The sequence below is a fragment of the Nitrospirota bacterium genome (assembly GCA_016207885.1).
Classification (GTDB): domain Bacteria; phylum Nitrospirota; class Thermodesulfovibrionia; order UBA6902; family UBA6902; genus JACQZG01.
Genome location: JACQZE010000014.1, coordinates 84,824 through 109,118 on the forward strand (window position 1 = coordinate 84,824; position 24,295 = coordinate 109,118).

The following is a 24,295-nucleotide window of genomic DNA, read 5'->3' on the forward strand; positions in this document are numbered from 1 at the left end:
TTACCTTGAAATTAAAACTGCTGGCTCTTTTGCCTTTTATTTTAATAATTGCTGCGGGCTATGCGGCGTATAAGATCGATGTTGAGTATAAAATGACTCCGGAAGATAAGGAGATACTCGGGTTTGAGGTCACAAAAGTGAGCCTTCCTGAAAGAAAGGTAGTTACAGACAAGACTTTGGCAATGCCTACCTTGATTGAGAAAGTCATGGGTTACAGGGAGGCCGTTCCATCTGAAGAGGACAAGAAGAAGGCTTCTGAGCAGGTTCAGCTTGTTGTTACGATGATCATTGTCAGTGATAAAGGGAACATGGCAATAATAAACGGCACGGTGGTAAGGGAAGGGGATATCGTCGCCAATCAAACGATACTTCAGATAGAGGCCGACAAGATCTTAGTCGAATATGCTTTAGCACCCGGGGATAAGGGCAAAACCAAGACTAACACTAAGGGGACAAAATGGGTAAATCTACTATGAAAACAATAAAAAGGGTGAAAATTATGTATCGGCTTTTTTCCATGTTTCTAACATTGTTTTTATTAGCCTTTGCTGTTACAGGCCTTATAAATGAGGCATCAGCGGCGCAGAATGATGCTGCATCTGATGAAGCATCAGGCGTTCTTGTTTCAGAAGTTCCTGATGTGCGTATTGAAAAGGCGGACACAGTAAAGTTTGAGAAGGAAACCTCAAGGTCAAGCCTTGCGTTTACCCCGGTCACTGAGGAACTTTTGCCGCTTAAGACGAGGATCATTTCCATTTCAGTGAGAAATGCGCCGCTTAAAGATGTTCTTTTCGCAGTCGGTGAAAACACCGGGTTGAATATAATTATGGAAACCGGTGTAAACCCTGAACTGCCCATGACCATAACACTGAAGGAAGTTGCCGCTGATGAGGCTCTTGATATTATATTCTCATCCCTTGATTATTTTTATGATCTGGAAGGCAATGTTCTCATAGTGAGAGTTATGGCCACGAGGATGTTTGAATTCGGCCATCCCAGTATCTCACAGGAATATTCATCTGATGTCGGCGGAGATCTCTTCGGCGCGACTGAGGACATAAGCAACATAAAAGGCGGTGTTAAACAAAATATCAAAGCGGATGGTGTAGCGTTAAACCTGTGGGATTCTCTGGAGTCAACGCTTAAAGGTATTGTTGGAACCGGTATGATTCCCGGTACGATTGATATAAATAGAATGTCAGGGACGATACTTGTAACCGCCACAAAGAAGAATATGATAAAAGTTGATAATTATCTTACTAAACTTAAGGAAGTCCTGGGCAGGCGCGTTCTTGTTGAGGCAAGGATAGTGGAGGTTACACTGGCAGATAATCTTAAGTACGGAATTAATTGGGCATTTCTTGATAATCTCAAGGGAGTCGGGCAGGTTGTTTCAGGCGCCATGAACTTTAATAACAAATTGGTTTCTGCTACAATTGACCCTTTAACAGGCGAAGCAGATTTCTCTTTGGATCCGGCACAAGATTCCGGTTTCTTTGTGGCTACATTAGGAAATGATTTTGCTGCTATTATTAGCGCTCTTGATGAGCAGGGTGACACGACAGTGCTGTCAAATCCGAGGCTCGGCATAATGAATGGACAGACAGCCCTTCTGAATGTCGGAAGGAAGACCGATTATGTAAGCGAAGTTGATGCAACTACAACTGAGACTACTACTACTCCCCCAACTACAAAAACCACATTTGATGTTACTACAAAGAGTATATTATCAGGAGTTATGCTGGGTATAGTCCCTAATATCAATGAGAATGGTGAGGTGACATTGACTATAACTCCGATAGTTTCTGATCTTGTAGAATTACTTGAACAGCCTTTTGGCAGTACAAATACGGGTAGTGAATTTACAATATCTTTACCAGTTATCGACCTTAAGGAACTAAGCACAGTTGTCAAGGTCAGGGATGGCGAGATGATAGTGCTTGGCGGGCATATAGACAGAACCGAAGGAGTGGAGGATAAGCAGGTGCCGTTTCTCGGGGATATTCCTTACTTGGGCTACCTGTTTAAACAGCATGCAAAGACCCATGAGAGCAAGGAGCTTGTGATACTTCTTAAAGCAACTGTGGATAAGGTAGGTTTGTAAAACGACTATAATATGCCTCCATTAAAACTTGGTGAACTATTACAGCAGAAAGGCCTTCTCAAAGACTCCCAGTTTAAAATAGCTCTAGCCGAGCAGGCTATAACAGGTGAGCGTCTGGGAGAGGCTATAATAACTCTTGGATTTGTATCATCTGCCGATATAGCCCAGTGTCTTGCTGAACAGGCAGGCATCCCCTTTCTCGATATCACCGGATATAACATCTCCGAGAATGTGCTGCGAATTGTGCATCGCGAGATGGCTCAGAATATGAGCTTTATTCCACTCAGTATCGATGACGGTGTTCTTACCATAGGCATTACCGATCCTGAAAACCTCCATGCAATTGATAAAGCTGCAAACATCAGCAATAAACCGCCAAAGGTCTATATGGTAGATACAGACCTTTTTCAGGAGACGCTCGAAAAAGCATATTACTTTCTTGAGAACCCGATTCTTCAAGGTATATCCAGGTTGATAAACATATTGAGGCATGAAGTTTCTCCAGAAGGCAGTAATATATCGTCGCTTCTTGACTATGTTATGCAGGATGCTATCAGAAGAAATGCCAGCGATATTCATATTACCCCGTCACAGAAGACAATTCATGTTTACTACCGTATTGATGGTGTCCTTCAGTACGGCCATTGCCTGCCTCTAAATGTGCGGCAGGGGATCATTTCCAGGGTCAAGATTCTGGCAAAACTTGATATTGCCGAGCAGAGAGTTCCGCAGTTCGGGCTTTTTTCATTTACTTTTCTCAAGAGGGAATATAACATGCGTGTCTCTACTATCCCCACTATTTATGGAGAGGACATCTCACTGAGGGTTCTGATAAGATCAGGATTTTTATTCAGAATAACTAATCTCGGTTATTATGAAGATGATGTTCAGAGGGTGAAGTCCCTTTTCTTAAAACCCCATGGCCTTATTATAGTTTCCGGGCCGACAGGGGGGGGGAAAACCACTACGCTTTTTGCCGCATTAAGGGAAATGGATCTCATAGAAAAGAATGTCCTTTCTGTGGAGGATCAGATAGAATACAGACTGAGTATGATCAAGCAGACAGAGGTCTCGGAAAAGGTGGGATACACCTATGACCTGGCAGGAAAAAGTTTTTTGAGGCATGACCCGGATGTCATCCTTGTTGGTGAGATAGTTGATGATGAGACGGCAAAAATGGCGGTTAGCGCATCCAGCACAGGCCATCTTGTTTTAAGCACTCTTCATACTAATGACGCCGCAAGCTCAATTCCAAGGCTATGCGGCTTCAACGTGGATAAAAATAATATTGCAGCAACTTTGATCGCTGTCATAGGGCAGAGGCTCGTGAGAAAGATATGTAATAATTGTAAAACAAGCTACTCTTTGAAACCCGGGGAACTCAGCGCCATGGGTTTCCCCGATATTGAAGGAAAGATAACGACTGCTTTTAAAGGCTCCGGATGTTCTTTATGCAATAATTCGGGTTATATGGGCAGGACCCTGATTGGCGAGATACTTATCGTTGATGATGAAATGAAGGTGCTGATAAGTTCCGGGGCTGCGGTAACAGAGCTGAGAATTAAGGCAAAAGAGAATGGTTTAAAGACTATCAGGGACAATGGCATCAGAAAGGCTGAGGAAGGGATAACTACTTTTTCAGAAGTATTAAGGGTCACAGGTTAGTTAACATAAGATGCGATTATTTTTTTCTCTTTTTGAAGCCAGACAAGCTGTTTTCAATATCATCAGAATTTATTATTTCTTCTAAAGGCCTAAAGATAATATGCCGCCATTAAGACTTGGAGAACTTTTACAGCAGAAAGGTCTCGTTAAGGAATCACATGTTAAGATAGCGCTGGCAGAGCAGGCTATTACCGGCCATCTTATCGGGCTTATACTCGTAAAGCTGAGCTTTGTCTCTTCGAAAGATATTACTCAGACCCTTGCTGAACAGGCCGGGATGACCTTTCTGGATCTTACCCAGTACAATATACCTGAGGATGTTTTGCGCCTTGTGCCTCGGGACGTTGCCTCCAAGCTTGGCTTTGTGCCTGTCAAAATTGAAGATGGCGTGATAACTATAGGTATCTCAGCTTCTGAAAATTTGCGCGCTGTTGACGCGGCTACAAGGATCGGGGGACACCCTCCCAAGATATTGATGGTTGACGGCTCTATAGTTGAGGCGACACTTGAGAAGGCATTTTATTTTCTTGAGAACCCCATACTTGAGGGCATTGAAAAGATCGTCGAGAGCGTTAAGACCGGTGAACTTACCGGCACAAAAGTGTCTCAACTTACAGACTTTCTGGTAAAAGATGCCATCAGAAGAAAATGTACTGATATTCATGTAACGCCTACTCCTGAAACCGTGCATGTTTTTTTTCGTATAGACGGTGTGTTGCAACAGGCGCACTGCCTGCCTAAAATTGTGCATAACGGCATTATTTCCCGGATAAAGATATTGTCTAAGCTTGATATAGCTGAAACAAGGGTGCCCCAGGACGGCTCCTTCTCATTCACATTTCTTAACTCAAGATATGATATGCGTGTTTCCACAATGCCTACCATTTACGGCGAGAACCTTGTCATAAGGATACTGGGTAGCGGCGGCGCGATACTCAGGCTGGCTTCACTTGGTTTTGATAAAGAGGATACGGAAAAGCTGAGGCGCTTATTTTTAAAGCCATATGGAATGATACTTATATGCGGGGCAACCGGAAGCGGTAAGACCACTACGCTATATGCCGCTTTAAGGGAGATAGACCTGATAGAGAAGAATGTGCTTACTGTTGAAGACCCTGTAGAATACAGGCTGAGCATGGTCAAGCAGACCAGCGTCAATGATAAGGCAGGGTACAGTTTTGAGGCGGCGGGAAGGACTTTTATGCGGCAGGATCCTGATGTGATATTGCTTGGTGAAATAAGGGATGAAGAGACCGCTACTATAGCGCTCAGGGCATCGATAACCGGCCATCTTGTCTTGAGCACGCTTCATACAAATGACGCAGTGAGCACTATTCCGAGGCTGGTTAATTTTAATGTTGACCGTTTCCTGCTCTCTTCGGCGTTGCTTGCGGTAATAGGCCAGAGGCTTGTAAGAAAGATATGCTCAAAATGCAAGGTCGAGTATCAACTAAAGCCCGGCGAGCTGGAAGAAATGGGCTTTATAGGTTATGATGATGTTAAGACCGTGTACAAAGGAACGGGCTGTGCCGATTGCAGCGGCACGGGTTATCTGGGCAGGACAACAGTGGGTGAGATATTTATCGTAGATGATCATATAAAAGAACTTATCTATACAGGCGCATCTGCCAACTCCATGCTTGATGCCGCGCTTAAAAACGGGATGAAGACCATGAGGGTCAACGGGATACAAAAGGCCATAAGCGGGATTACTACATTTGAGGAAATCTTGAGGGTTGCGGGATAATGCCGATATATTCGTATAAAGCAATTGACCAGGAAGGCACTGTGATCAAGGGGATGATCGAAGAGATCAACCTTCAGGCCGCCATTGAGAGCATATCCGCCGCAGGGCTGCATCTGCTGAATATCAGCCAGACAAGCGAGTATGTTGTCGCTCTCAAAGGCCTTCTTGCCAGGCGGGAGAAGATCAAGAGGGAAGATATTATCGAGTTTGCCAATAACATGTCAGTCATGCTCAGGGCCGGTGTTCCCATCATGTCCGGATTAAGCAGCATCGCCGAGGGTATGGAGAACAAGTACTTCCAGAGCAAGATAGATAATATGGCTGAGATGCTTGAGCACGGCTCCAGCTTCTCCAACGCTGTATCAAAACACAGTGACATATTCCCTGATATTTTCCGTCACCTATCCATGATAGGCGAGGAGACAGGCCGCCTTGACCAGAGCCTTGAGGATGTGGCTATCCATCTGCAGAGGATGGAGGACCTTGCCGGAGCCATTAAGGGGGCGCTAATATATCCGATATTTGCGTTAGTATTTACTTTTGGCGCCATGATGTTCTGGATGCTGTATGTTCTGCCCAAGATAATGGACGTTTTCAAGAGCATGCAGGTCACGCTCCCGCCTATTACCAGGGGACTTTTGTACACAAGCGAGTTTGTTCAGGCATATAAATATCCTATTTTTCTATTTCCTGTATCAATTATCTTTACATATAAGATGCTCAGGAAGTTCCCGAAGACTAGGTACTACATTGACCTTGCGCTGCTGAAGACGCCGATAGTTAAGCTTGTTGTTTACAATAAGCTTCTTGCGCTTTATGCGGAGCAGATGAGGATACTTACTGTTGCGGGTATTACAATCGACAGGGCTCTGGAGATTGTTGGCGATCTTATGGAGAATGACGTATTTAAACGCGCCATAGAGACCGAGAGAGAGGATATTACTACCGGCAGCAGGATATCGGATGCGATGAGAAAGCAGTGGATATTCCCTCCTCTTGTGACCAGGATGGTAGATATAGGAGAGGCAAGCGGAAATCTTGATGAACAGTATGGCTATGTCTCAGATTATTATCTGAAGAAGCTTCACAAGGTTTCTCAAAATATGTCCAAGATGATTGAGCCTATTGTTATAGGAATAATCGGCTTAATGTTCGGTGTTATAATCATAGGGCTTATGCTTCCAATATACGACCTTATCGCAGAGATAAACACATCATAATGGATATTCTCAAGTTTTTCGGATTAAAAGAAGATCCTTTCAAGCTGACCCCTGACCCGGGTTACTTCTTCTCATCTGAGTGCCATAAGGAAGCGCTGCAGTCACTCGACTATGTTATTGAGCAGAGAGAGGGCTTCTGTCTTATTACGGGCGAGCCCGGTACAGGCAAGACCACCCTTATAAAGATTTTTATCGAGAAGTGGAAGGACAATGCCGAGATAGCGCTGATCCTTACGCCGCGCCTCTCTCCCGAGGAGTTTATCGTTTCTGTACTTGATGACCTGAAGATCAAATATGATAACAAGAGCAAATCTGAAACACTAAAGGTCTTCAGGGATTTCCTGCTCCAAAAGTCGAATGAAAAGATACCGGTTATAATCATAGTTGATGAAGCACAGAGCCTTCCGGCTGATACGGTTGAAGAACTGAGGCTGCTTTCAAACCTTGAGACCGAGAAAGAGAAGCTTTTACAGATACTCCTTGTAGGACAGCCGGAGCTTGATGAAATGCTGAATGAGGATAGCTTCAGACAGTTGAGGCAGAGGATAACCGTAAGCATGAAATTAAAGCCGCTCGATAGCGACGAGATGCTTGAATATATAAATTACAGGCTTATCAAGGCAGGCAAGGGCTTTCTGAAGCTTGACAAAGGGCTGAAGAAACCTATCTTTGCTTACTCACAGGGGATTCCACGTAAGATAAACCTTGTTTCATCAAGGGCTATAATGTCCGCATTTCTTGAGGAGAGCAGCACCATCACATCAAAGCATGTAAAGTATGCAATTGATCATCTGAATAACGGTTCATCAGGATCAGGCATTAATCTCTCTCCCAGGATTTATTTTGGTATCGCAGCGGTTACGGCACTTTTCCTTGCCGGGGCATCGGTTTATTATTATCTTCCGGATGCAATAAATAAGTCAGGCACAATCCCTGCATCGGCTGTAGCTGATAAAGCGGTTTCGTCTTCCAATACAACGGCAGGTGAAGTGTATCTTCCGAATATTAAGAAAGAGGCCAATTTGCTCCCTTCTGCCGAATTGTCAGAAAAATTAAATACTGCAAGCAGGCAGCAGAATGATATCAATAGCAGGAAAAATGTCAGTCCGGAAGACCTTTACCGGCAAGGGCTAGAAGTTTTTCTGGCCGGAAAATTTGATGATGCATTAAGCAGCTTTAAGGATTTCCGGAAGTTATATCCTAAGCATGCCCTTTCCGAGGACGTTCTATACTGGTCAGGTGAGGCATACTACGCAAAGGGTGATTACAATACCGCAATATCAGAATTCAACAAAGTTGTAAGAGAGTACTCAGGCAGAAAGGCTCCTGATGCCCTTCTGATGGCCAGCTCTGCTTTTATAAAACTAAATAATAAGCAGAAGGCTGAAGAAGTATTGAAATGGATTATCGAGAAATATCCTGAGACAAGAACCGCGGAAAAGGCTAAAGAGAAGCTTAAAGAGATTAGATTATTTCCTTAATTAGCTCTATTGGTTATAAGAGAGAACCCTTTCAAGGCCGGTATTTCCTCTTGCATCACCCAGCTTCCTGAGCCTTGAATAATATTCAGCGGCTTTATCATCCATATTCTGTTTTTCATACAGTAAGGCTATGCTGAAGATGGCGTCCTGATTTATGGGGTCAATTGCAAGAGCCTTCTGAAAATATTTCTCAGCTGTTGAATAGTTTTCCGTATTTGCATATACGATCCCGATATTTATCAGAGTGGGAATATAATCCTTATTTATCTTGTAACTCTTCCGCAATTCATCCATTGACTCTTTCCACATGTTCATTTTCATCAGGAGAGAAGCTATCTTGTTCATGACTATATAGTTTGTGGGCTCTACCGCAAGTATCTTATTGTATATGGATATTGCGCCAAGATAGTCCTTGTCCTTTTCGCTTCTGCTGGCTTTGTACAGATAATGATAGGTGTCTTTAGAACCAATTCCAGGCTCTTTCTCTTCTTCAACAGCCGGAACCTCTGCTTTATCGATTTTTTTGTTGTCCTTCAGCCCGGCAGGTTTTGTATCGGCTGATTCCGTAGTGCCGGCATTTTCCTTATCACCCTTATCACTTTCATTTAACGCGGCAGTAAGCAGGTCCGGAGGCGGAGTATTTACAATTATGTCTTTTTTATCAGCAACGACAGTCTTCTCATCTTTTTTAGGGACGGTCTTTAATGCTTCTTCAATCTTTTCACTCAGGGTCTCAGATGCATTTTGGTCTTTGGTTCTGGATTTGTGCTCGCTCTTAAGTTTGTTCAGGTCATCTGCTATCGGTTTGCCAGTTTTAACGACATAAATCATATACAAAAAAGAGGAGACTATAATCATGAAGGCGGCAATTACACTTATGACAAGAGCTATCTTGTATTTTTTGCCTACTTTTTTCCTTCTTGCCTGATTCATATCAGATTTTAGACCAGGGGGTGTATCCCTCGTTGGCGGGGTGATTTTGACTTTTGACAGCATGTCAGATACAAGGCTCATATGAATTATATATTCCTTTTATTCGGTTTTGTCAAATAGTATATATATATGACTTAATTATAGTCTGAGAAATGGTTTAATTCAAGTTTTTTTTAATATGTAATTATATATTTGTTAATAAGATGCATAATACTTTTTCTTGACAGTAATATGCTCTTTATGATTTCATTATTCATCACTATGAGTTAAACTATACCAATATTTTTTTGCATATTCAACTTTTAATCATGTTAGAAAAACTTAAATATCTTACATCCGGTGAGTCTCATGGGAAGGCTCTTTTATGTATCATGGACGGGTTGCCGGCAAACCTTGCCTTATCTGAGAAAGATATTGCCAAAGACCTTGCAAGGCGGCAGAAGGGCCACGGCAGGGGAGGACGGATGAAGATAGAGACTGATCACGCGCAGATCCTGTCCGGAGTCAGGTGGGGCAAGACCATAGGTTCTCCTATCGGATTGATGATAGAGAACAGAGACTGGGCTAACTGGGATAAGGCGATGTCTCCATTAAACAGGGATGAGGGCAGTATCCAACTTGTCACAAGGCCGAGGCCGGGACATGCAGACCTTTCGGGTACGATAAAATACGGGCATAAAGATATCAGGAATGTCCTTGAACGCTCAAGCGCCAGAGAGACCGCTACCAGAACCGCGCTTGGAGCGATCGCAAAGAGATTCCTTTCAGAGTTTGATATCAAGGTAATAAGCTATGTTACTGAGATAGGCGGGATTGGCAGTCAGCAGTCAGCTATCAGCGGTCAGCAAAATAATAAAAACATTTTGGCACTCTTTAAAAAGGCTGAGGCTTCTGCTGTAAGATGTCCTGACAAAAAGGCAGAGGAAGATATAATTGCGAGGATCGACAGGGCTATGAAGGACGGAGATACGCTCGGAGGTGTTTTTGAGATAGTTGTCACAGGTGTTCCGGTGGGGCTTGGGAGTTACAGCCAGTGGAACAGCCGCCTGAACGCAAAAATATCGTACGGCCTCATGGGGATACAGGCGATGAAGGGCGTTGAGATAGGGCTTGGGTTCGAGAGCGCAAGAAGGCCGGGCTCAAAGGTTATGGACGAGATATATTACAGCGCTGCAAAGGCGAATAAATTAGAGGCCGCAGGCGGATTTTACAGAAAGAGCAACAACGCAGGCGGTATTGAAGGCGGGATGAGCACAGGCATGCCTATCGTTGTCAGGACAGCCATGAAGCCTATCCCAACACTGAGAAAACCTCTTTCATCAGTTGACATAAAGAGCAAGAAAAAATTCAACGCCGCGTATGAAAGGTCTGATGTTTGCGCGGTGCCTGCCGCGTCTGTTGTCGGTGAGGCGGTGGTTGCCCTTGTGATAGCTGACAGCTTTCTCATGAAGTTCGGCGGGGACAGCATGGAAGAGACAAAGAGGAACTTCAAGGGTTACCTGAAACAGATAAGTGAATTCTGATCAAACTCCTGTAATTAATTCAAGGCTATTATGAAGATCGTATTGGCAGGTTTTATGGGCACAGGCAAGACCTCTGTCGGCAGGGAGCTGAGCGATAAGCTCGGCTATCCTTTTATCGATACCGATGTGCTTATCGAAGAGCGCGAGGGCATGCCGATCTCACTTATCTTTAAAAATAAAGGGGAAGATCACTTCAGAAGGATCGAATCTGAGATAGTTGCTGAGATATCAAAAAAGAAGAATGTTGTTATAGCAACAGGCGGCGGAGTGATAAAGAACAGGCAGAACGTTGATAACCTGCGCAGAAGAGGGGTTATTTTATGTCTCACCGCAGGCCCGGAGATAATCCTCAAACGGGTCATGCTTGAGGGCGGCAAGCGGCCTCTGCTTGATGTTGAAGAGCCGCTTAATGAGATAAAGAAACTCCTTGCAGAGAGAGAGGAGTTTTACAAACAGGCTGACGCTTTTATCAAGACTGATTTTATCACGCCTGACGAGACCGCTGATGAGATAATATCTCTTCTCGGCCTTGAAACTGAGAGCGTCAATGTAGGGCTTGATGACAGGAGCTACGAGATAGTCATCGGGCATGATCTGCTCAGCAAGCTTGGGCTCAGGATAAAAGAGTTCAGGCCATCAAAGGTCGCCATAATCAGCAATGAGACCGTCTTTCCGCTTTATAAAGATACAGTCCTTGCCTCGCTCAAAGAGCACGGCATTATGCCTGAAGTCTTTCTCATGCCGGACGGTGAAAAGCATAAGGGGCTGGAGTGGGCGAATAGGATGTATGGCAATCTCCTTGCAGCGAGGTTTGACAGGAGCTCGCTTATTCTCGCACTCGGAGGTGGTGTGGCCGGAGACCTTACCGGCTTTGTCGCTGCCACCTATATGCGGGGGATCAGGTTCATCCAGGTTCCGACAACTCTTCTTTCGCAGGTTGACAGTTCAGTAGGAGGAAAGACAGGAGTTAACCATCCGCTCGGCAAGAACATGATAGGTGCTTTCTATCAGCCTTCGCTTGTGCTGATAGATGTTGATACCTTAAAGACACTTCCCAAAAGAGAGTTTGCCGCAGGCATGGCAGAGGTCATAAAGTACGGCGTGATAGCTGACCGCGAACTCTTTGATTACCTGAAAAATAAAAGGGAAGATATCCTTTCGCTCGGTGAAAGTATCATACATTTAGTAAAACGTTCATGTGAGATAAAGGCGGATGTCGTATCAAAGGACGAAAGGGAGACAGGATTAAGGGCTATCCTCAACTTCGGCCACACCATCGGCCATGCGATAGAGACAGCTACCGGATACAAGATGTATCTTCACGGCGAGGCGCTTGCGATAGGCATGCGCTATGCAGCAGACATTGCAGTCAGGAAAGGCATCTTTGACAAAGGCCTCGCAGTGCAGGTGAAGGCTCTTATCGAATCATATAACCTCCCTGTGGATCTGCCGTTAGGCGTTCCTGTTTCAGACATCATCAATGCCGTGAAGGTAGACAAGAAGGCAAAGGCAGGCAAGGTGATATTCATCCTCCCTGAATCAATCGGCAGCGTCAGGATAGCGGATGATGTTGATGAAGGTTTGATTAGGGAAGCGCTTGAAGGTTAGTTGTGTTTATATAGTTAGGTCTTAATTTAGCCATAAAAAAAAGAGAGCCGCATTATGCGGCTCTCTTTTTGATTGATGAAATATTAACTACACCCCTCTGTGTCCCTGCCTGCCTGCCGGCAGGTTCCCTTGGTAAAGGGAGAATTAATGGAGGTTTACTTACTTATATTCACCGCGCAGGACTTGTACTCCGGTGTGCCTGTTATCGGATCTCTGTGTTCTGATGTAACAATGTTCGTAAGCGCTTTGTCAAAATGGAATGTCATGAAGACATTGCCTTTTTGGGAACGCTTTGTCACCTTAGCCTTAGCCTTAACAGTTCCGCGCTTTGAAGAGACCTTTACCATATCTCCGCTCTTTATATCGAGCTTCTTCGCATCCTCAGGGCTTATCTCAACAAGTTCTTCAGGCACAAGCTCCATTATCCCCGGAACTCTTCTTGTCATGGAGCCGTTGTTGTAATGTTCGCGAACCCTTCCGGTGATAAGGACATAAGGATATTCTTTATCAGGAACCTCTGCTGAACCTTTATGGTCAAGCGTCATAAATATCGCAAGTCCGTTCGGCCTTGCGAAGAGGTCTGTGTACATCGTTGTTGTGCCGGGATGGTATTTGGTCGGGCAGGGCCACTGAAGGCTCTCCTTCTCAAGGCGCTCATAGCTTATTCCTCCATATTGGGGTACGAGGCTCGCTATCTCATCCATTATCTCGGAAGGGTTATTATAATGCTGTTCATAACCCATTCTTGTAGCAAGCTCTGATATAACCTGCCACTCTGCTTTGCCGGCAAGAGGCTCTATAGCCTTTCTTATGCGCTGAACCCTTCTTTCGCCGTTGGTGAATGTGCCGTCCTTTTCTGCAAAGCTCGCGCCGGGAAGTATCACGTCAGCATGTTTTGTCGTCTCCGTGTGGAATATATCCTGCACAACAAGGAATTCAACAGCCTCAAGAGCGGCATTGACATGGTTGAGGTCAGGGTCTGTCTGAGCCGGGTCTTCTCCCAATATAAAGATGCCCTTGAATTTCCCAGCCTTGCATTCATCTAACATCTCAACTGACTTAAGCCCTATCTTATCTGAGATCGGAACGCCCCATGCCTTTCCAAACTTTTCACGCGCCATAGGGTCTTTCACAGACTGATATCCCGGAAGCGTTGCCGGCAGAGGGCCGAGGTCTGATGCTCCCTGAACATTGTTCTGTCCCCTCAGCGCCATGATGCCGGTTGAAGGCCTTCCGATATGGCCGCAGAGTATGGCGAGGTTTGAGATCGCCATCGCGTTCTCAGTGCCGGTCTGGTGCTCGGTCACTCCGAGGCCGTAGACTATCATGGCCTTGTCAGCTTTAGCATAAAGGCGCGCTGCTTCGACTATCTTATCCTGCACAACGCCTGTGAGCTTCTCTACCTTCTTAAGGTCATAATTTTTAACATGCTTTACAAATTCTTTAAACCCTTCGGTCCTCTTATTGATGAACTCTTTGTTCTCCCATCCCTTGCTGAGTATTACATTCGCCATGCCGTTGAGCATAGCTATGTTGCTTCCGGGCTTGAGGTTGAGCCATACATCAGCGCGCTTTGCCATCCATGTCTCTCTCGGGTCGCCGACTATAAGTTTCGCGCCGTTGCGAAGAGCCTTCTTCAAGTAAAGCGAAACTATAGGATGCGCCTCTGTCGGGTTTGAACCGAAGAGGAAGAGTGTATCTATATCCGGCATCTGCGCCAGAGAATTTGTTGCTGCTCCTGCTCCGAGGCTTGTTGCCAGACCGGCAACAGTTGGAGCGTGTCAGACACGCGCGCAGTTATCCACGTTGTTGCTGAGGAAGACCGTGCGCACGAATTTGGACAGGAGGAAGTTCTCTTCATTTGAACATCTTGAGGATGAGAAAGCGCCGACTGACTCATTGCCGTGGTTCTTTATCAAATCAGAGAACCTGACGGCGATAAGGTCAAGCGCCTCATCCCATGTAGCTTCCACAAACTTGCCCTTCTTTTTTATAAGAGGCGTCTTTATTCTATCAGGGCTGTGGATAAAGTCATAACCGTAGCGCCCTTTGATGCAGAGGTTTCCCTGATTAACAGGCGCGCTGGTGTCAGAGGTAACTTTTATTACCTTGCCGTCTCTTACATTAAGGAAAAAATTACACCCGGTTCCGCAATATGAGCAGGTGGTCTTAACCTTCCTGAAATCATAGGGGCGTCCTTTACCGCGGCCCTTCCTGTCTGTCAATGCGCCTGTAGGGCATGTTGAGACGCACTGCCCGCAGAACTCGCAGTTCTCAAGAGAGCGCGGTTTCCCGAAAGCGGTGTCAGGCATTGAATTAAAACCTCTCCCGGTAAGCTCTATCGTCCCTGCCATGACAACTTCATTGCATATCCTTGTGCATCTCCCGCAGAGAATGCACTTGTTAGGTTCATAAGTAATGAACGGATTGTCTTCACGGATCGGCAGGTTCCATTTTTCGCCTTCAAAACGGCTGCCGTCCACTCCGTATTCATAAGATAAGGTCTGGAGCTTGCAGTCTCCTGTCTTTTCGCATCTCATGCAGTCATTCGGATGGTTGGAGAGGAGGAGTTCGATCAGGGTTTTCCGTATCTTTCTGATCGCATCGGTATCTGTAGTGACCTCTATGTTATTCACCACCGGTGTGGTGCAAGCGGACAGCGGCCTTGGAACCCCTTTCACTTTTACAATACATAAACGGCAGCCTCCGTAAGGCTCAAGCCGCTTATCGTGGCAGAGATGTGGTATCTTGACGCCTAACTGTTTTGCCGCCTGAAGGATGGTTGTGTCTTTTTCACAAAAAGTTTCTATGCCGTTTATTGTTACCTTTAATTTTTGCTCTGACAAGTTACCCTCCAAAAAGAAAGCTATTAGTCTGACAACAGACAGCTAACAACTGATTACGTCCACAAATAATCAACCATATTTATGAACTTATCATTCATGCTCCTCAGTATTTCACAGAGGGAGATAGTGATATCACGGACCATCTTGTAAGCAATGTGAGGGTTCTGTTTCAGGAATTTATCCATATCCTCTTTTTTAATGATGAGCACCTTTGTCTTTTCAAGCGTTTCTATCGAAGCCGAATGCGAACGCCCGTCAAGAAAAGCAAGCTCGCCAAAAAAACTGTTGGCCCTCAGCACGGCTAAAACCTGCTTCCCGCCTTCTTTCGTTTTTTTGGTGATCCTCACCCTGCCTTTTTCTATAATGTGAAGACCCTCCCCGGGGCTGCCTTCTTCATAAATCGCCGTGCCTTTCGGATAAGATTCCTCTTTAATGATCGCAGAGATCTTTTTGAGTTCTGAATCGGAAAAGTCTTTGAATAACGTGAATTTTTTCAAGCGTTCTTTAGTTACCATTTCTCATCCCCTTAAACCTCTTTAAAAGATTGAGTTAAACGGGCATGCCTCATAGCATGCGCCGCACTTGATACACTTTGACTTATCTATAACAGCCTTCTGCTTCTTCTCCCATGCTATTGCGCCTGAAGGACAAGCGCTGTAGCACTTGCCGCACATCCTGCAGATATCCGCGTTCACCGTGTACCTGCGCAGCGCCTTGCATACACCTGCAGGGCATACGCCATCTTTTATGTGCGCCTCATATTCATCCCTGAAAAAATTGATGGTGGAAAGCACGGGGTTCGGCGCGGACATCCCGAGCCCGCACAGTGAAGATTGTTTAATGTCATTGCCGAGTTCGGTGAGAAGTTCGATATCGCCTTCTTTCCCTTTGCCTTCGGTGATTCTGTTTAACACCTCCAGCATCCTCTTCGTGCCTATCCTGCATGGAGTGCATTTGCCGCAGGATTCGTTCCCGGTGAATGAGAGAAAGAATTTCGACATGTCGACCATGCAGGTTGTTTCATCCATAACAACCATTCCTCCGGAACCCATCATCGACCCGATCGCCGTCAGGGATTCATAATCCACAGGCATGTCGATGTGGGACGCCGGTATGCAGCCGCCGGACGGCCCCCCTGTCTGCACCGCTTTGAGCTTGCGGTTCTTCTCGCATCCGCCGCCGATGTCATAGATTATCTCTTTAAGCGAGATTCCCATCGGAACCTCAATAAGCCCGGTATTCTTTATCCTGCCCGTCAAAGCGAAGACCTTTGTGCCCTTGCTCTTTTCCGTGCCTATGGAAGAAAACCATTTTGCGCCGCTTGTAATTATCGCGGGGAGGTTTGCCAGGGTCTCAACATTATTAATGATAGTGGGCTTGCCCCATAGCCCCTTGTTGGCAGGGAAGGGCGGTTTTGAGCGCGGCATTCCGCGCTTTCCCTCTATGGAAGCTATAAGCGCTGTCTCTTCTCCGCATATGAAAGCGCCGGCTCCTTCCTTGATACGGATATCGAAATCAAACCCGCTCTTTAAAATATTCTTCCCGAGTAAGCGATGTTTTCTTGCATCGGCTATCGCTATCTTCAGCCGGTGTATCGCGAGCGGGTATTCCGCGCGTATGTAGACATAGCCGTAATTGGAACCTATCGCGTAACCGCCTATTATCATGCCTTCTATGACAGCGTGCGGGTTGCCTTCAATGACCGAACGGTCCATAAAGGCTCCCGGGTCGCCCTCATCCGCGTTGCAGATTATGTATTTCGGGGTTCCCTCCGCCTTGCTGCACAGATCCCATTTTAGGCCGGTCAGGAAACCCGCTCCGCCCCTGCCGCGAAGCCCCGACGCCCTTACCTCCTCGATAACTTCAGAAGGCTCAAGTGAAAATATCTTCCTTGCTCCCTCGTATCCGCCAATATTAATATAGGCGTCAATATCCTCAGGGTCTATGTGGCCGCAGTGCTTAAGGAGTATTTTTGTCTGCCTGTCATGAAACGCGTGATATTCAGGCCCTACGAGCCATTCCTTAACAGGCTCATTATTAAGAATATGCTCGTCAACGATCCTGCCAACCATTTCAGGCGTGATAAGCTGATACGTTTCTGACTTGCCGTTGAGGATCACATCCGCAAGCACATCCTTTGCGCAGAAACCGCGGCATCCCGTCTTATTGACGCATTTCTTTACGATCTCAGCCGTTATGCCGTGAGACTTGAGCTGCCTGTCAAACTCGTCAATAACTTCCTGGCTGCCTGCGGCAAGCCCGCCTGTGCCGACGCACACGCGTATGACCAAGTCTTTAATATCCGCAGTCCTGGCTTTCTTTGTTGTTTTCTTTGCCGGCATTTTATGCACCCTTGTCTTTATTGATTTCCTTCAGCATTTGAGAGGCCTTCTCCATCGTCATCTTGCCAAAGACTTTTTTATTGCCTATAAAAACAGGAGCTATACTGCAAGCTCCCACACATGCGACGTTCTCCAATGTGAATTTTCCGTCTTTGCTTGTTACCTCTCCTTCAGGCAGCTTCAATTCTTCGCGCAGTTTATTTATGATCGGGCCTGAACCTTTGACATGGCATGCTGTGCCGCAGCAGGCTGTTATGATATTTTTGCCGCGCGGCTTAAGGTAGAACTGCGAATAGAATGTCGCAACGCCGTAAAAATTGCTTGCGGGAATATTTAATTCCTTTGAGAACCAGAAGACCACATCTTCAGGGATGTAGCCGAAGGCTTCCTGTATCTCCTGAAGAAGGGATATGATATTTCCGCCGTCTTCCTGATGGGTTTTGAGTACCGCCTGACATTTCTTTTCATCCATAGATATATATTCCGCCTTTGGCCAATTTAAAGGACTTGTATTTTACAAAATTTGGTATTCGTAATTCCACTTATTCATTATGAATCGGCGTTATTGTATAATCTTTAGAAAAATCAGGGGGGTGAATATGAAATATCAGGTCGGCAGGCAGGGAAGGGTGGTGGTTGCGAAGTTTGATGACGGGGATGATGTGCTTAAGGGGCTTCTTGATATAGCTAAAAAAGAAAATATTAGGGCGGGAGTGCTTTATGTTGTGGGAGGGATGAAGAAGGGCGATATAGTTGTGGGGCCTGAAGATGAGAGCCTGCCTCCTGTGCCTGTATGGAAGAGCCTTGACGAGAGCCATGAAGTAGTCGGCATCGGAACAATATTCTGGCAGGATGAGGAGCCGAAGATACATTTCCACGGCGCGTTCGGAAAGAAGGATATGATGAATATAGGCTGCCTGAGGAAGAATTCAGAGGCATTTCTTGTTCTTGAAGTGATAATCATGGAGATAGAGGGCGTTGATGCGAAGAGGGTGCTTGATCCTGAGGCCGGGCTGGCGCTTTTGAAATTATAAGGTAAAGTATTTCATGGTCTGAGTCAAAAAAAGGGGACGGTTTTATTGCCGTCCCCTTTTTTGTGAATAACTGTAATAGCAAAAAATTAATCTATCTTTCTTATCGTTTCATTGGCGTTATCTGTCACATAGAGGCTAGTTCCTTCAGTAGTGATGCCGCTTGGTTCTTCAAATGTAGCATCCGTTCCGGTACCGTCAGCGAAGCCTGTTACCCCTGCGTCACCTGCGATCGTTGTAACCGCTGCCGTGGCAATTGCTATCTTTCTGATCGTATGGTTCCAGTAATCAGCCACATAAAGGTTTGCACCATCAGATGTGATGCCCCTTGGCTGGTTAAAGGTCGCTGCTGCCCCTGTGCCGTCTGCTGCCCCGCTGGTTCCCGCAGTTCCTGCAAAAGTAGTGACAACACCGGTTGCGATCACAATTTTCCTGATCGTATGGTTATTCCAGTCAGTTACATAGAGGTTTGTCCCGTTTGTGACTAAGCCGCGCGGCTGGTTAAACAGGGCTGCTGTCCCTGTGCCGTCCGTTGTTCCGCTGGTGCCAGCGGTTCCGGCAAGCGTGGTGACCACACCTGTTGCGATAACTATCTTTCTTATGGTATGGTTTTCTTTCTCAGCAACATAAAGGTTTGTGCCGTCTGTTGTGATGCCTGTAGGCTGATTAAACCTGGCAGCAGCTCCCGTCCCGTCAGCAGTGCCTGAAGAACCTGCGGTTCCTGCAAGGGTCGTTATTACTCCCGTATCGATAACTATCTGTCTTATAGTATGGTTATCTCTGTCAGTAACATATAAATTTGTGCCGTCTGTTGTGATGTCATACGGCCTGTTGAAACGAGGGCCGGCTCCTACTCCATCAGCAGAACCAACTTGATTTGGAGAGCCTGCAAATGTGGTGACAACCCCTTCTAACGTCAGCGCCTGCCCCTGTATGGCGCCTCCTAATAAACGTTTAACGATCTCATCCACAGTATTATTATTCCCGCATCCTGAAATCAGTAAACCGCTAATTATCGTGACAGCAAAGAACAGATAAAGAAACTTCCTTGTCATCTTCATAAACCACCTCCCGGTTAAAGTTTTTCACTCTTTCTTGAATTGCATGGTTAAATGTAAGCTAAAAAAAGGGTAATGTCAATCAAAATCTCAATAAGGCTGAAAGTTCGAGATCTATGGCTTTGTTTTTATGCCGAGCTTCTTTATCTTGCTTCTTAGAGTGTTGCGGTTTATACCCAGCAGCTTTGAAGCCTTGATCTGGTTTCCTTTTGTCTCTTTCAGCACCATCATGATGAGCGATTTCTCAACCTCCGGGATGACCATGTTGTAGAGGTTGAAGCTGTCGAATCGTTTTATGCTCTGCATGAAACCGCTGAGCCGGTCCTCTAAAAACTTTCCGATCGATTTGATCTGTCTCTGGCTTATATCAAAGTCTTTCAGCTGGAGTTCAGGGCCGTCGGATAATATGCATGCCCTCTTGATGGTGACCTCAAGCTCTTTCTCGTCTCCAGGCCAGTCATATTCAAGAAGGTATTTTTCCGCCTCTTTGGATAAAGTTTTGTCTTCGGTCCTGATCTCAGATGAGGCTGCCTTTATGTAGTTCTTTGCAAGAGCGAGGATCTCGCCTTTGCGGTCTTTTAATGGAACAAATTTAGTATTAGGATTATCAATTAAAGTTTTTTTGTCTGTCATAAAGCACAATTATGCGGAGAAGGAGCTTCTTTGGTAATTACCATATTGTCGATCAGCCTTGCCTTTCCGAAAGCAGCGGCAAGGCATATTATGACAGGAAGTTCTATTTTAGTGACAGCCGCAAGGCTTTCAGGGGCAAGGATCTCCACGTATTGCATATCAGCAAGCGGCTCTGCTTTCAGCATCGTCTCTAATTCTTTCTTTATCCTCGATGGATCATTGATGTTTTCCGCTAATATGAGATCTTTTCCGTGTTTCAACGCTCTGTAAAGGAGTGTTGCGGCTTTCCTTTCAGGTTCCGTAAGGTAACGGTTCCTTGAGCTCATCGCAAGGCCGTCAGGCTCTCTGACGGTAGGGCACACTATTATATCAATGCCGTATTTCAGTTCCCTTGCCAGCTTCTTTATGACGGCCGACTGCTGGAAATCTTTTTGCCCGAAATATGCGATGTCAGGCGAGATGATGTTGAAAAACTTTGCAACGATATTGGCAACGCCGTCAAAATGCCCGGGACGCGCCGCGCCGCAGAGTATATTTCCTATCTCTCCCATACTGATAAGTGTTGTATCATCTTCTCCGAACATATCATTGTCTTCAGGTATGAATACAGTATCGACTTCAAGCGAAGAAAGCATCTCGAAGTCTTTCTCTCTCTGCCGGGGATATTTTTCAAAGTCTTCATTTCTGCCGAACTGAAGCGGGTTCACATATATGCTGACAACAGTTACGTCGTTTTCCTGCTTTGAGCGCCTGATAAGGCTTAGATGCCCGTCATGAAGCGCGCCCATAGTGGGCACGAACCCGATGCTCTGGTCGCTCACCCTGAGCAGCCTGCTCAATGAATGCATGTCTTTAACCTGATGGATTATCTGCATAAATAGAAATTAAATTGAAAACAGATTGTTAATATTTCTCTATCTCCTCCATCAATGTCTTGTAGAGGTCGCGCTCTTTTATCTTTTTAACTATCCGGCCGTGCTTAAAGAGTATGCCCACTCCTTTTCCGCCGGCGATGCCGATGTCAGCCTCTCTCGCCTCACCCGGGCCGTTAACTACACATCCCATTACAGCCACTTTTATCGGTTTTTTTATTTTAACAAGTCCTGCCTCTACTTTATCAACCAGCCCTCTCATATTTATTTCACACCTGCCGCATGTCGGGCATGAGATTATGTTTGGGCTCTCCTGCCTGATTTGAAGTGATTTGAGTATCTCATATGCAACCTTTACCTCCTCAACAGGGCCAGCGGTAAGTGAGACCCGCATTGTATCACCGATGCCTTCAGAGAGCAGTATCCCGAGGCCTATGGCGCTCTTGATAGTGCCTGAGAAGGCAGGGCCGGCCTCTGATATGCCTATATGGAGCGGATAGCGGAATTTCTTTGAAAAAAGCCTGTACGCATCAACAGTCGTCATCACATCCGATGCCTTGAGAGATATTTTGATGGCTGTGAATTCCAGATCCTCAAGGATCCTGATATGTTTTTTAGCGCTTTCAACAAGCGCCTCTGCGGTTGGATGGCCGTATTTTTTCAGAAGCTCTTTTTCAAGCGAGCCTGCGTTTACTCCGATCCTTATCGGCACACCTTTGTCCTTTGCGGCGCTGACGACTTCCCGCACTTTCAGCTTGCTGCCGATATTGCCGGGATTGATCCTCAGGCCATCTGCACCGTTTGCCATTGCCTCAAGCGCCAGCCTGTGATCAAAGTGGACATCTGCGATGAGCGGGATGCTGATCTTCCTTTTTATCGCTTTTATCGCCTTTGCCGCGTCTAAATCCAGAACCGCAACCCTGATGATCTCACAGCCTGCGGATTCGAGCTTTTTTATCTGAGACACGACGGAGGGAACATTCCTGGTGTCGGTCTTGGTCATGGACTGCACACTGACCGGGGCCCCGCCGCCTATCCTGAGATTGCCAAGTGTTATCTGTTTAGTTTTCAGCTTCTTTTCCGGTTTCTTCATCTATCGTCTTTACCGCAGCTTTTCTATAAAGCGCCACCGCCTCAACATGCTCTTCTCCGGTCTTTGAGAAGTAATGCGTCCCGTCGTTTTTGGATACAAAAAAGAGATAATCCACATCAGCAGGAAATAGAGCTGCCTTTATGGACTTGATTCCCGGGGATGCGATAGGCCCCGGCGGAAGCCCTTTAATCACATATGTGTTATATGGTGTTACATTTTTCAGATCCACGATCTTTGTCACACACCCGGCGCGTTCCGTTCCGTAATTGACGGTCGGGTCTGCCTGAAGTTTCATCTCTTTTTTGAGCCTGTTATGGTACACCGCAGATATAACAGCCCTTTCACTGTCAAGGCGCGCCTCACGTTCAATAATGGACGCAAGGGTCAGCACCTCATTTTCGCTCATCCCGGCCTCTGCTGCTCTGCTTCTTAATTTATCGTCGTATTTTTCCTTCAATCTGTCATGCATGATCTTTAGTATATCTTTTGGTTTAGCGCTTTTTGAGAAATTGTAAGTATCAGGAAATAAATATCCTTCAAGGCTCGGAGCCTTTATTCCGATAGAATTAATGAACACACTGTCATATACAAGCTTCCAGGATTCATCGTTGAAAAGCCCGGTATTTGCAAATGCTGCTTTAATATCGTTCAGGTCAGACCCTTCCGGGATGGTAATGGTATGTTCTATTATCTCACCTTCTCTTAATTTCCTGAAAATATCCAATGGGCTCATGGAAGTATTGAAGTTGTAATAACCCGCCCTCAGCCTTCTGTCTATAGCGGTCAGCCTGCCAAGGAAGAGAAGGATGCCTTTATTTTTTATAATGCCTTCTTTTTGCAGTATATTGAGGCTTTGTATGTAGCTGGATCCTTCGGGTATCTCAACTTGCTGCCATTTGTCATAAGAGGAGACGGGCGTCGAAATGTTCACATATGCGATGACAGCTGCAAGGATGGCCAGGTTAAGCAAGGCAAAGGCGAGTTCCGCAGATTTGAAGAAACGCTTCATCATCTCCCCTTGCTGTCAAGGTAATTTTGGAGGATAACTGTAGCTGCGACCTTGTCACGAAGGCCCTTTCGCTTCTTCCTTGAGACGTTTGACTCTATCAGCGCCTTTTCAGCTGTTGTGGTACTGAGCCTCTCATCCCAGAGAATTACGGGCAGTGATATCTCATTCTTTAACCTCTCTGCAAATTCCATGACCTTTTCACCCTGAGTGCCTATTGTTCCGTTCATCATCCTCGGCATCCCGACAACGACTGAGCCTATTTCCTCAAGGTAATCATCAATTATCTTCTTTATCTCCGGGATGGGGTCTTTGTTTTCAATCGTCTTCAGCCCGTTGGCTGTCATGCCTATGGCATCGCTGACAGCAACTCCGGTGCGCACATCTCCTACATCAAGACATAATACTCTCATTTGAATAGGATGCCAGAAACATGAGGAAAAGTAAACTTGATAATTATAAAATATTAATTATTTCAACAGGTTAGCGGGGGAAGGCCGGGATCAATGCGGTTACAGCTTGTCCCACAGGTCACTGATCTCTGACTCGGTCTTCTTCTTTTCGGTCTTCTTCAGGTCGTTATCAAGGTTTATCCATTTATCACAGCTGTCGGCATACTTTCTCAAAGCGCCTTCCATATTTCCGGTCCAGGCCGGGGGAGTTTTATAGGTAGGGAGTTCATCGCCTGACTTTGTCTCCCATTTGCTGTCGGCAAGGCCGTGCTTTATTAATAACCCGCCGACATGCCCCAGAAGGGTCTGAATATAATATTTCAGATGGTTATTGCGAAGGTCTGTGACAAGATTTATCCCGAACTTTCTATGAGAGCCTTCAGGAAGTTCTCCGCGGTGGAGCCACTTGTCTGTATTGACATGTTTTTCCACAAGCTCAGGCAGTTTTAAGAGAAGCTCATTAAGCTCTGTCTTTATCTTGCGCAGCCCGTCTTCGCCCATCTCCCTGGCAGTCTTTGCATTTGCGGTAAGGCCGCTCCTGACCATGTTCTTATACCATTCCGAAAGAAACTCTTCAGTGGCCTGCAGGAACTCTTTGCATGCGTCTTCCATTTGCAACTTGCAGTTTTCAATACTCTCTTCTGTCTCAGGGGTTTCAGCGCTGTGGTTTTCTATATCCAA

General features: G+C 45.8%; 21 protein-coding genes. 9 read left to right on the plus strand and 12 right to left on the minus strand.

Translation table 11 applies throughout. The features are described 5' to 3' along the window. Positions 1–5 precede the first annotated feature (5 nt). The 6 genes from HY807_08515 (at position 6) to ybgF (ending at position 8,217) form a co-directional block, all read left to right on the plus strand. On the plus strand, positions 6–476 hold the full coding sequence (locus tag HY807_08515; protein ID MBI4826449.1) for a hypothetical protein: 471 nt from the start codon (positions 6–8) through the stop codon (positions 474–476). Positions 477–499: 23 nt separating this feature from the next. Then, the gene (gene mshL / locus HY807_08520; protein MBI4826450.1) at positions 500–2,104 is read left to right on the plus strand and encodes a pilus (MSHA type) biogenesis protein MshL; all 1,605 of its coding nucleotides are present in this window, start codon (positions 500–502) and stop codon (positions 2,102–2,104) included. 12 nt (positions 2,105–2,116) lie between these two features. Then, positions 2,117–3,769, plus strand: a complete 1,653-nt coding sequence (tadA, locus tag HY807_08525) for a Flp pilus assembly complex ATPase component TadA (protein ID MBI4826451.1) — start codon at positions 2,117–2,119, stop codon at positions 3,767–3,769. Positions 3,770–3,869: 100 nt separating this feature from the next. Next, the gene (tadA, locus tag HY807_08530) at positions 3,870–5,516 is read left to right on the plus strand and encodes a Flp pilus assembly complex ATPase component TadA (protein ID MBI4826452.1); all 1,647 of its coding nucleotides are present in this window, start codon (positions 3,870–3,872) and stop codon (positions 5,514–5,516) included. Further along, entirely contained in the window at positions 5,516–6,736 is a 1,221-nt protein-coding gene (locus HY807_08535; GenBank protein ID MBI4826453.1) for a type II secretion system F family protein, read from the plus strand. Before tadA (HY807_08530) ends, HY807_08535 begins: the two co-directional genes overlap by 1 nt. Next, the gene (gene ybgF / locus HY807_08540) at positions 6,736–8,217 is read left to right on the plus strand and encodes a tol-pal system protein YbgF (protein ID MBI4826454.1); all 1,482 of its coding nucleotides are present in this window, start codon (positions 6,736–6,738) and stop codon (positions 8,215–8,217) included. The genes HY807_08535 and ybgF overlap by 1 nt, the downstream gene beginning before the upstream one ends. A gap of 6 nt (positions 8,218–8,223) precedes the next feature. Here the strand turns inward: ybgF and HY807_08545 are convergent, their stop codons facing one another. Further along, entirely contained in the window at positions 8,224–9,150 is a 927-nt protein-coding gene (locus HY807_08545; protein ID MBI4826455.1) for a tetratricopeptide repeat protein, read from the minus strand. Between the two features lie 308 nt (positions 9,151–9,458). Here HY807_08545 and aroC point away from each other — a divergent pair, with 308 nt between their 5' ends. Both aroC and HY807_08555 read left to right on the plus strand, forming a co-directional pair. Next, the gene (aroC, locus tag HY807_08550) at positions 9,459–10,673 is read left to right on the plus strand and encodes a chorismate synthase (protein ID MBI4826456.1); all 1,215 of its coding nucleotides are present in this window, start codon (positions 9,459–9,461) and stop codon (positions 10,671–10,673) included. 30 nt (positions 10,674–10,703) lie between these two features. Next, positions 10,704–12,281: a 3-dehydroquinate synthase gene (locus HY807_08555; protein ID MBI4826457.1), complete on the plus strand. Its 1,578-nt coding sequence runs from the start codon at positions 10,704–10,706 to the stop codon at positions 12,279–12,281. Between the two features lie 155 nt (positions 12,282–12,436). Here the strand turns inward: HY807_08555 and fdhF are convergent, their stop codons facing one another. From fdhF to HY807_08575, 4 genes are read right to left on the minus strand one after another with little or no spacing between them, the layout of a single operon-like run. Continuing rightward, positions 12,437–15,127, minus strand: coding sequence for a formate dehydrogenase subunit alpha (fdhF, locus tag HY807_08560; protein ID MBI4826458.1), 2,691 nt, complete (start codon positions 15,125–15,127; stop codon positions 12,437–12,439). Positions 15,128–15,180: 53 nt separating this feature from the next. After that, positions 15,181–15,642 (minus strand): cyclic nucleotide-binding domain-containing protein, encoded by a 462-nt coding sequence (locus HY807_08565; protein ID MBI4826459.1) that lies wholly within the window; start codon positions 15,640–15,642, stop codon positions 15,181–15,183. Positions 15,643–15,663: 21 nt separating this feature from the next. Then, positions 15,664–17,469, minus strand: a complete 1,806-nt coding sequence (gene nuoF / locus HY807_08570; GenBank protein ID MBI4826460.1) for an NADH-quinone oxidoreductase subunit NuoF — start codon at positions 17,467–17,469, stop codon at positions 15,664–15,666. A 1-nt stretch (position 17,470) separates the two neighbouring features. Continuing rightward, positions 17,471–17,941 (minus strand): NAD(P)H-dependent oxidoreductase subunit E, encoded by a 471-nt coding sequence (locus HY807_08575; GenBank protein MBI4826461.1) that lies wholly within the window; start codon positions 17,939–17,941, stop codon positions 17,471–17,473. 127 nt (positions 17,942–18,068) lie between these two features. Between HY807_08575 and HY807_08580 the strand changes: the two genes are divergently transcribed. Continuing rightward, the gene (locus HY807_08580; GenBank protein MBI4826462.1) at positions 18,069–18,503 is read left to right on the plus strand and encodes a DNA-binding protein; all 435 of its coding nucleotides are present in this window, start codon (positions 18,069–18,071) and stop codon (positions 18,501–18,503) included. Positions 18,504–18,589: 86 nt separating this feature from the next. Here HY807_08580 and HY807_08585 read toward each other — a convergent pair whose 3' ends face one another. The 7 genes from HY807_08585 to HY807_08615 form a co-directional block, all read right to left on the minus strand. Further along, complete coding sequence (locus HY807_08585) at positions 18,590–19,555, minus strand: hypothetical protein (GenBank protein MBI4826463.1); 966 nt, start codon at positions 19,553–19,555, stop codon at positions 18,590–18,592. A gap of 117 nt (positions 19,556–19,672) precedes the next feature. Then, positions 19,673–20,191 carry a hypothetical protein gene (locus HY807_08590; protein ID MBI4826464.1) on the minus strand — a complete coding sequence of 173 codons (519 nt, stop codon included), beginning with the start codon at positions 20,189–20,191 and terminating at the stop codon, positions 19,673–19,675. Beyond that, positions 20,188–21,066: a pantoate--beta-alanine ligase gene (locus tag HY807_08595; GenBank protein MBI4826465.1), complete on the minus strand. Its 879-nt coding sequence runs from the start codon at positions 21,064–21,066 to the stop codon at positions 20,188–20,190. The genes HY807_08590 and HY807_08595 overlap by 4 nt, the downstream gene beginning before the upstream one ends. A gap of 28 nt (positions 21,067–21,094) precedes the next feature. Further along, on the minus strand, positions 21,095–22,156 hold the full coding sequence (ispG, locus tag HY807_08600) for a flavodoxin-dependent (E)-4-hydroxy-3-methylbut-2-enyl-diphosphate synthase (protein MBI4826466.1): 1,062 nt from the start codon (positions 22,154–22,156) through the stop codon (positions 21,095–21,097). Then, positions 22,125–23,168 carry an endolytic transglycosylase MltG gene (gene mltG, locus HY807_08605; GenBank protein MBI4826467.1) on the minus strand — a complete coding sequence of 348 codons (1,044 nt, stop codon included), beginning with the start codon at positions 23,166–23,168 and terminating at the stop codon, positions 22,125–22,127. The genes ispG and mltG overlap by 32 nt, the downstream gene beginning before the upstream one ends. After that, a complete protein-coding gene (gene ruvX / locus HY807_08610) occupies positions 23,165–23,575 on the minus strand; it encodes a Holliday junction resolvase RuvX (GenBank protein ID MBI4826468.1) in 411 nt (136 codons plus the stop codon). Before ruvX ends, mltG begins: the two co-directional genes overlap by 4 nt. 99 nt (positions 23,576–23,674) lie before the next feature. After that, positions 23,675–24,295, minus strand: coding sequence for a hypothetical protein (locus HY807_08615; protein ID MBI4826469.1), 621 nt, complete (start codon positions 24,293–24,295; stop codon positions 23,675–23,677).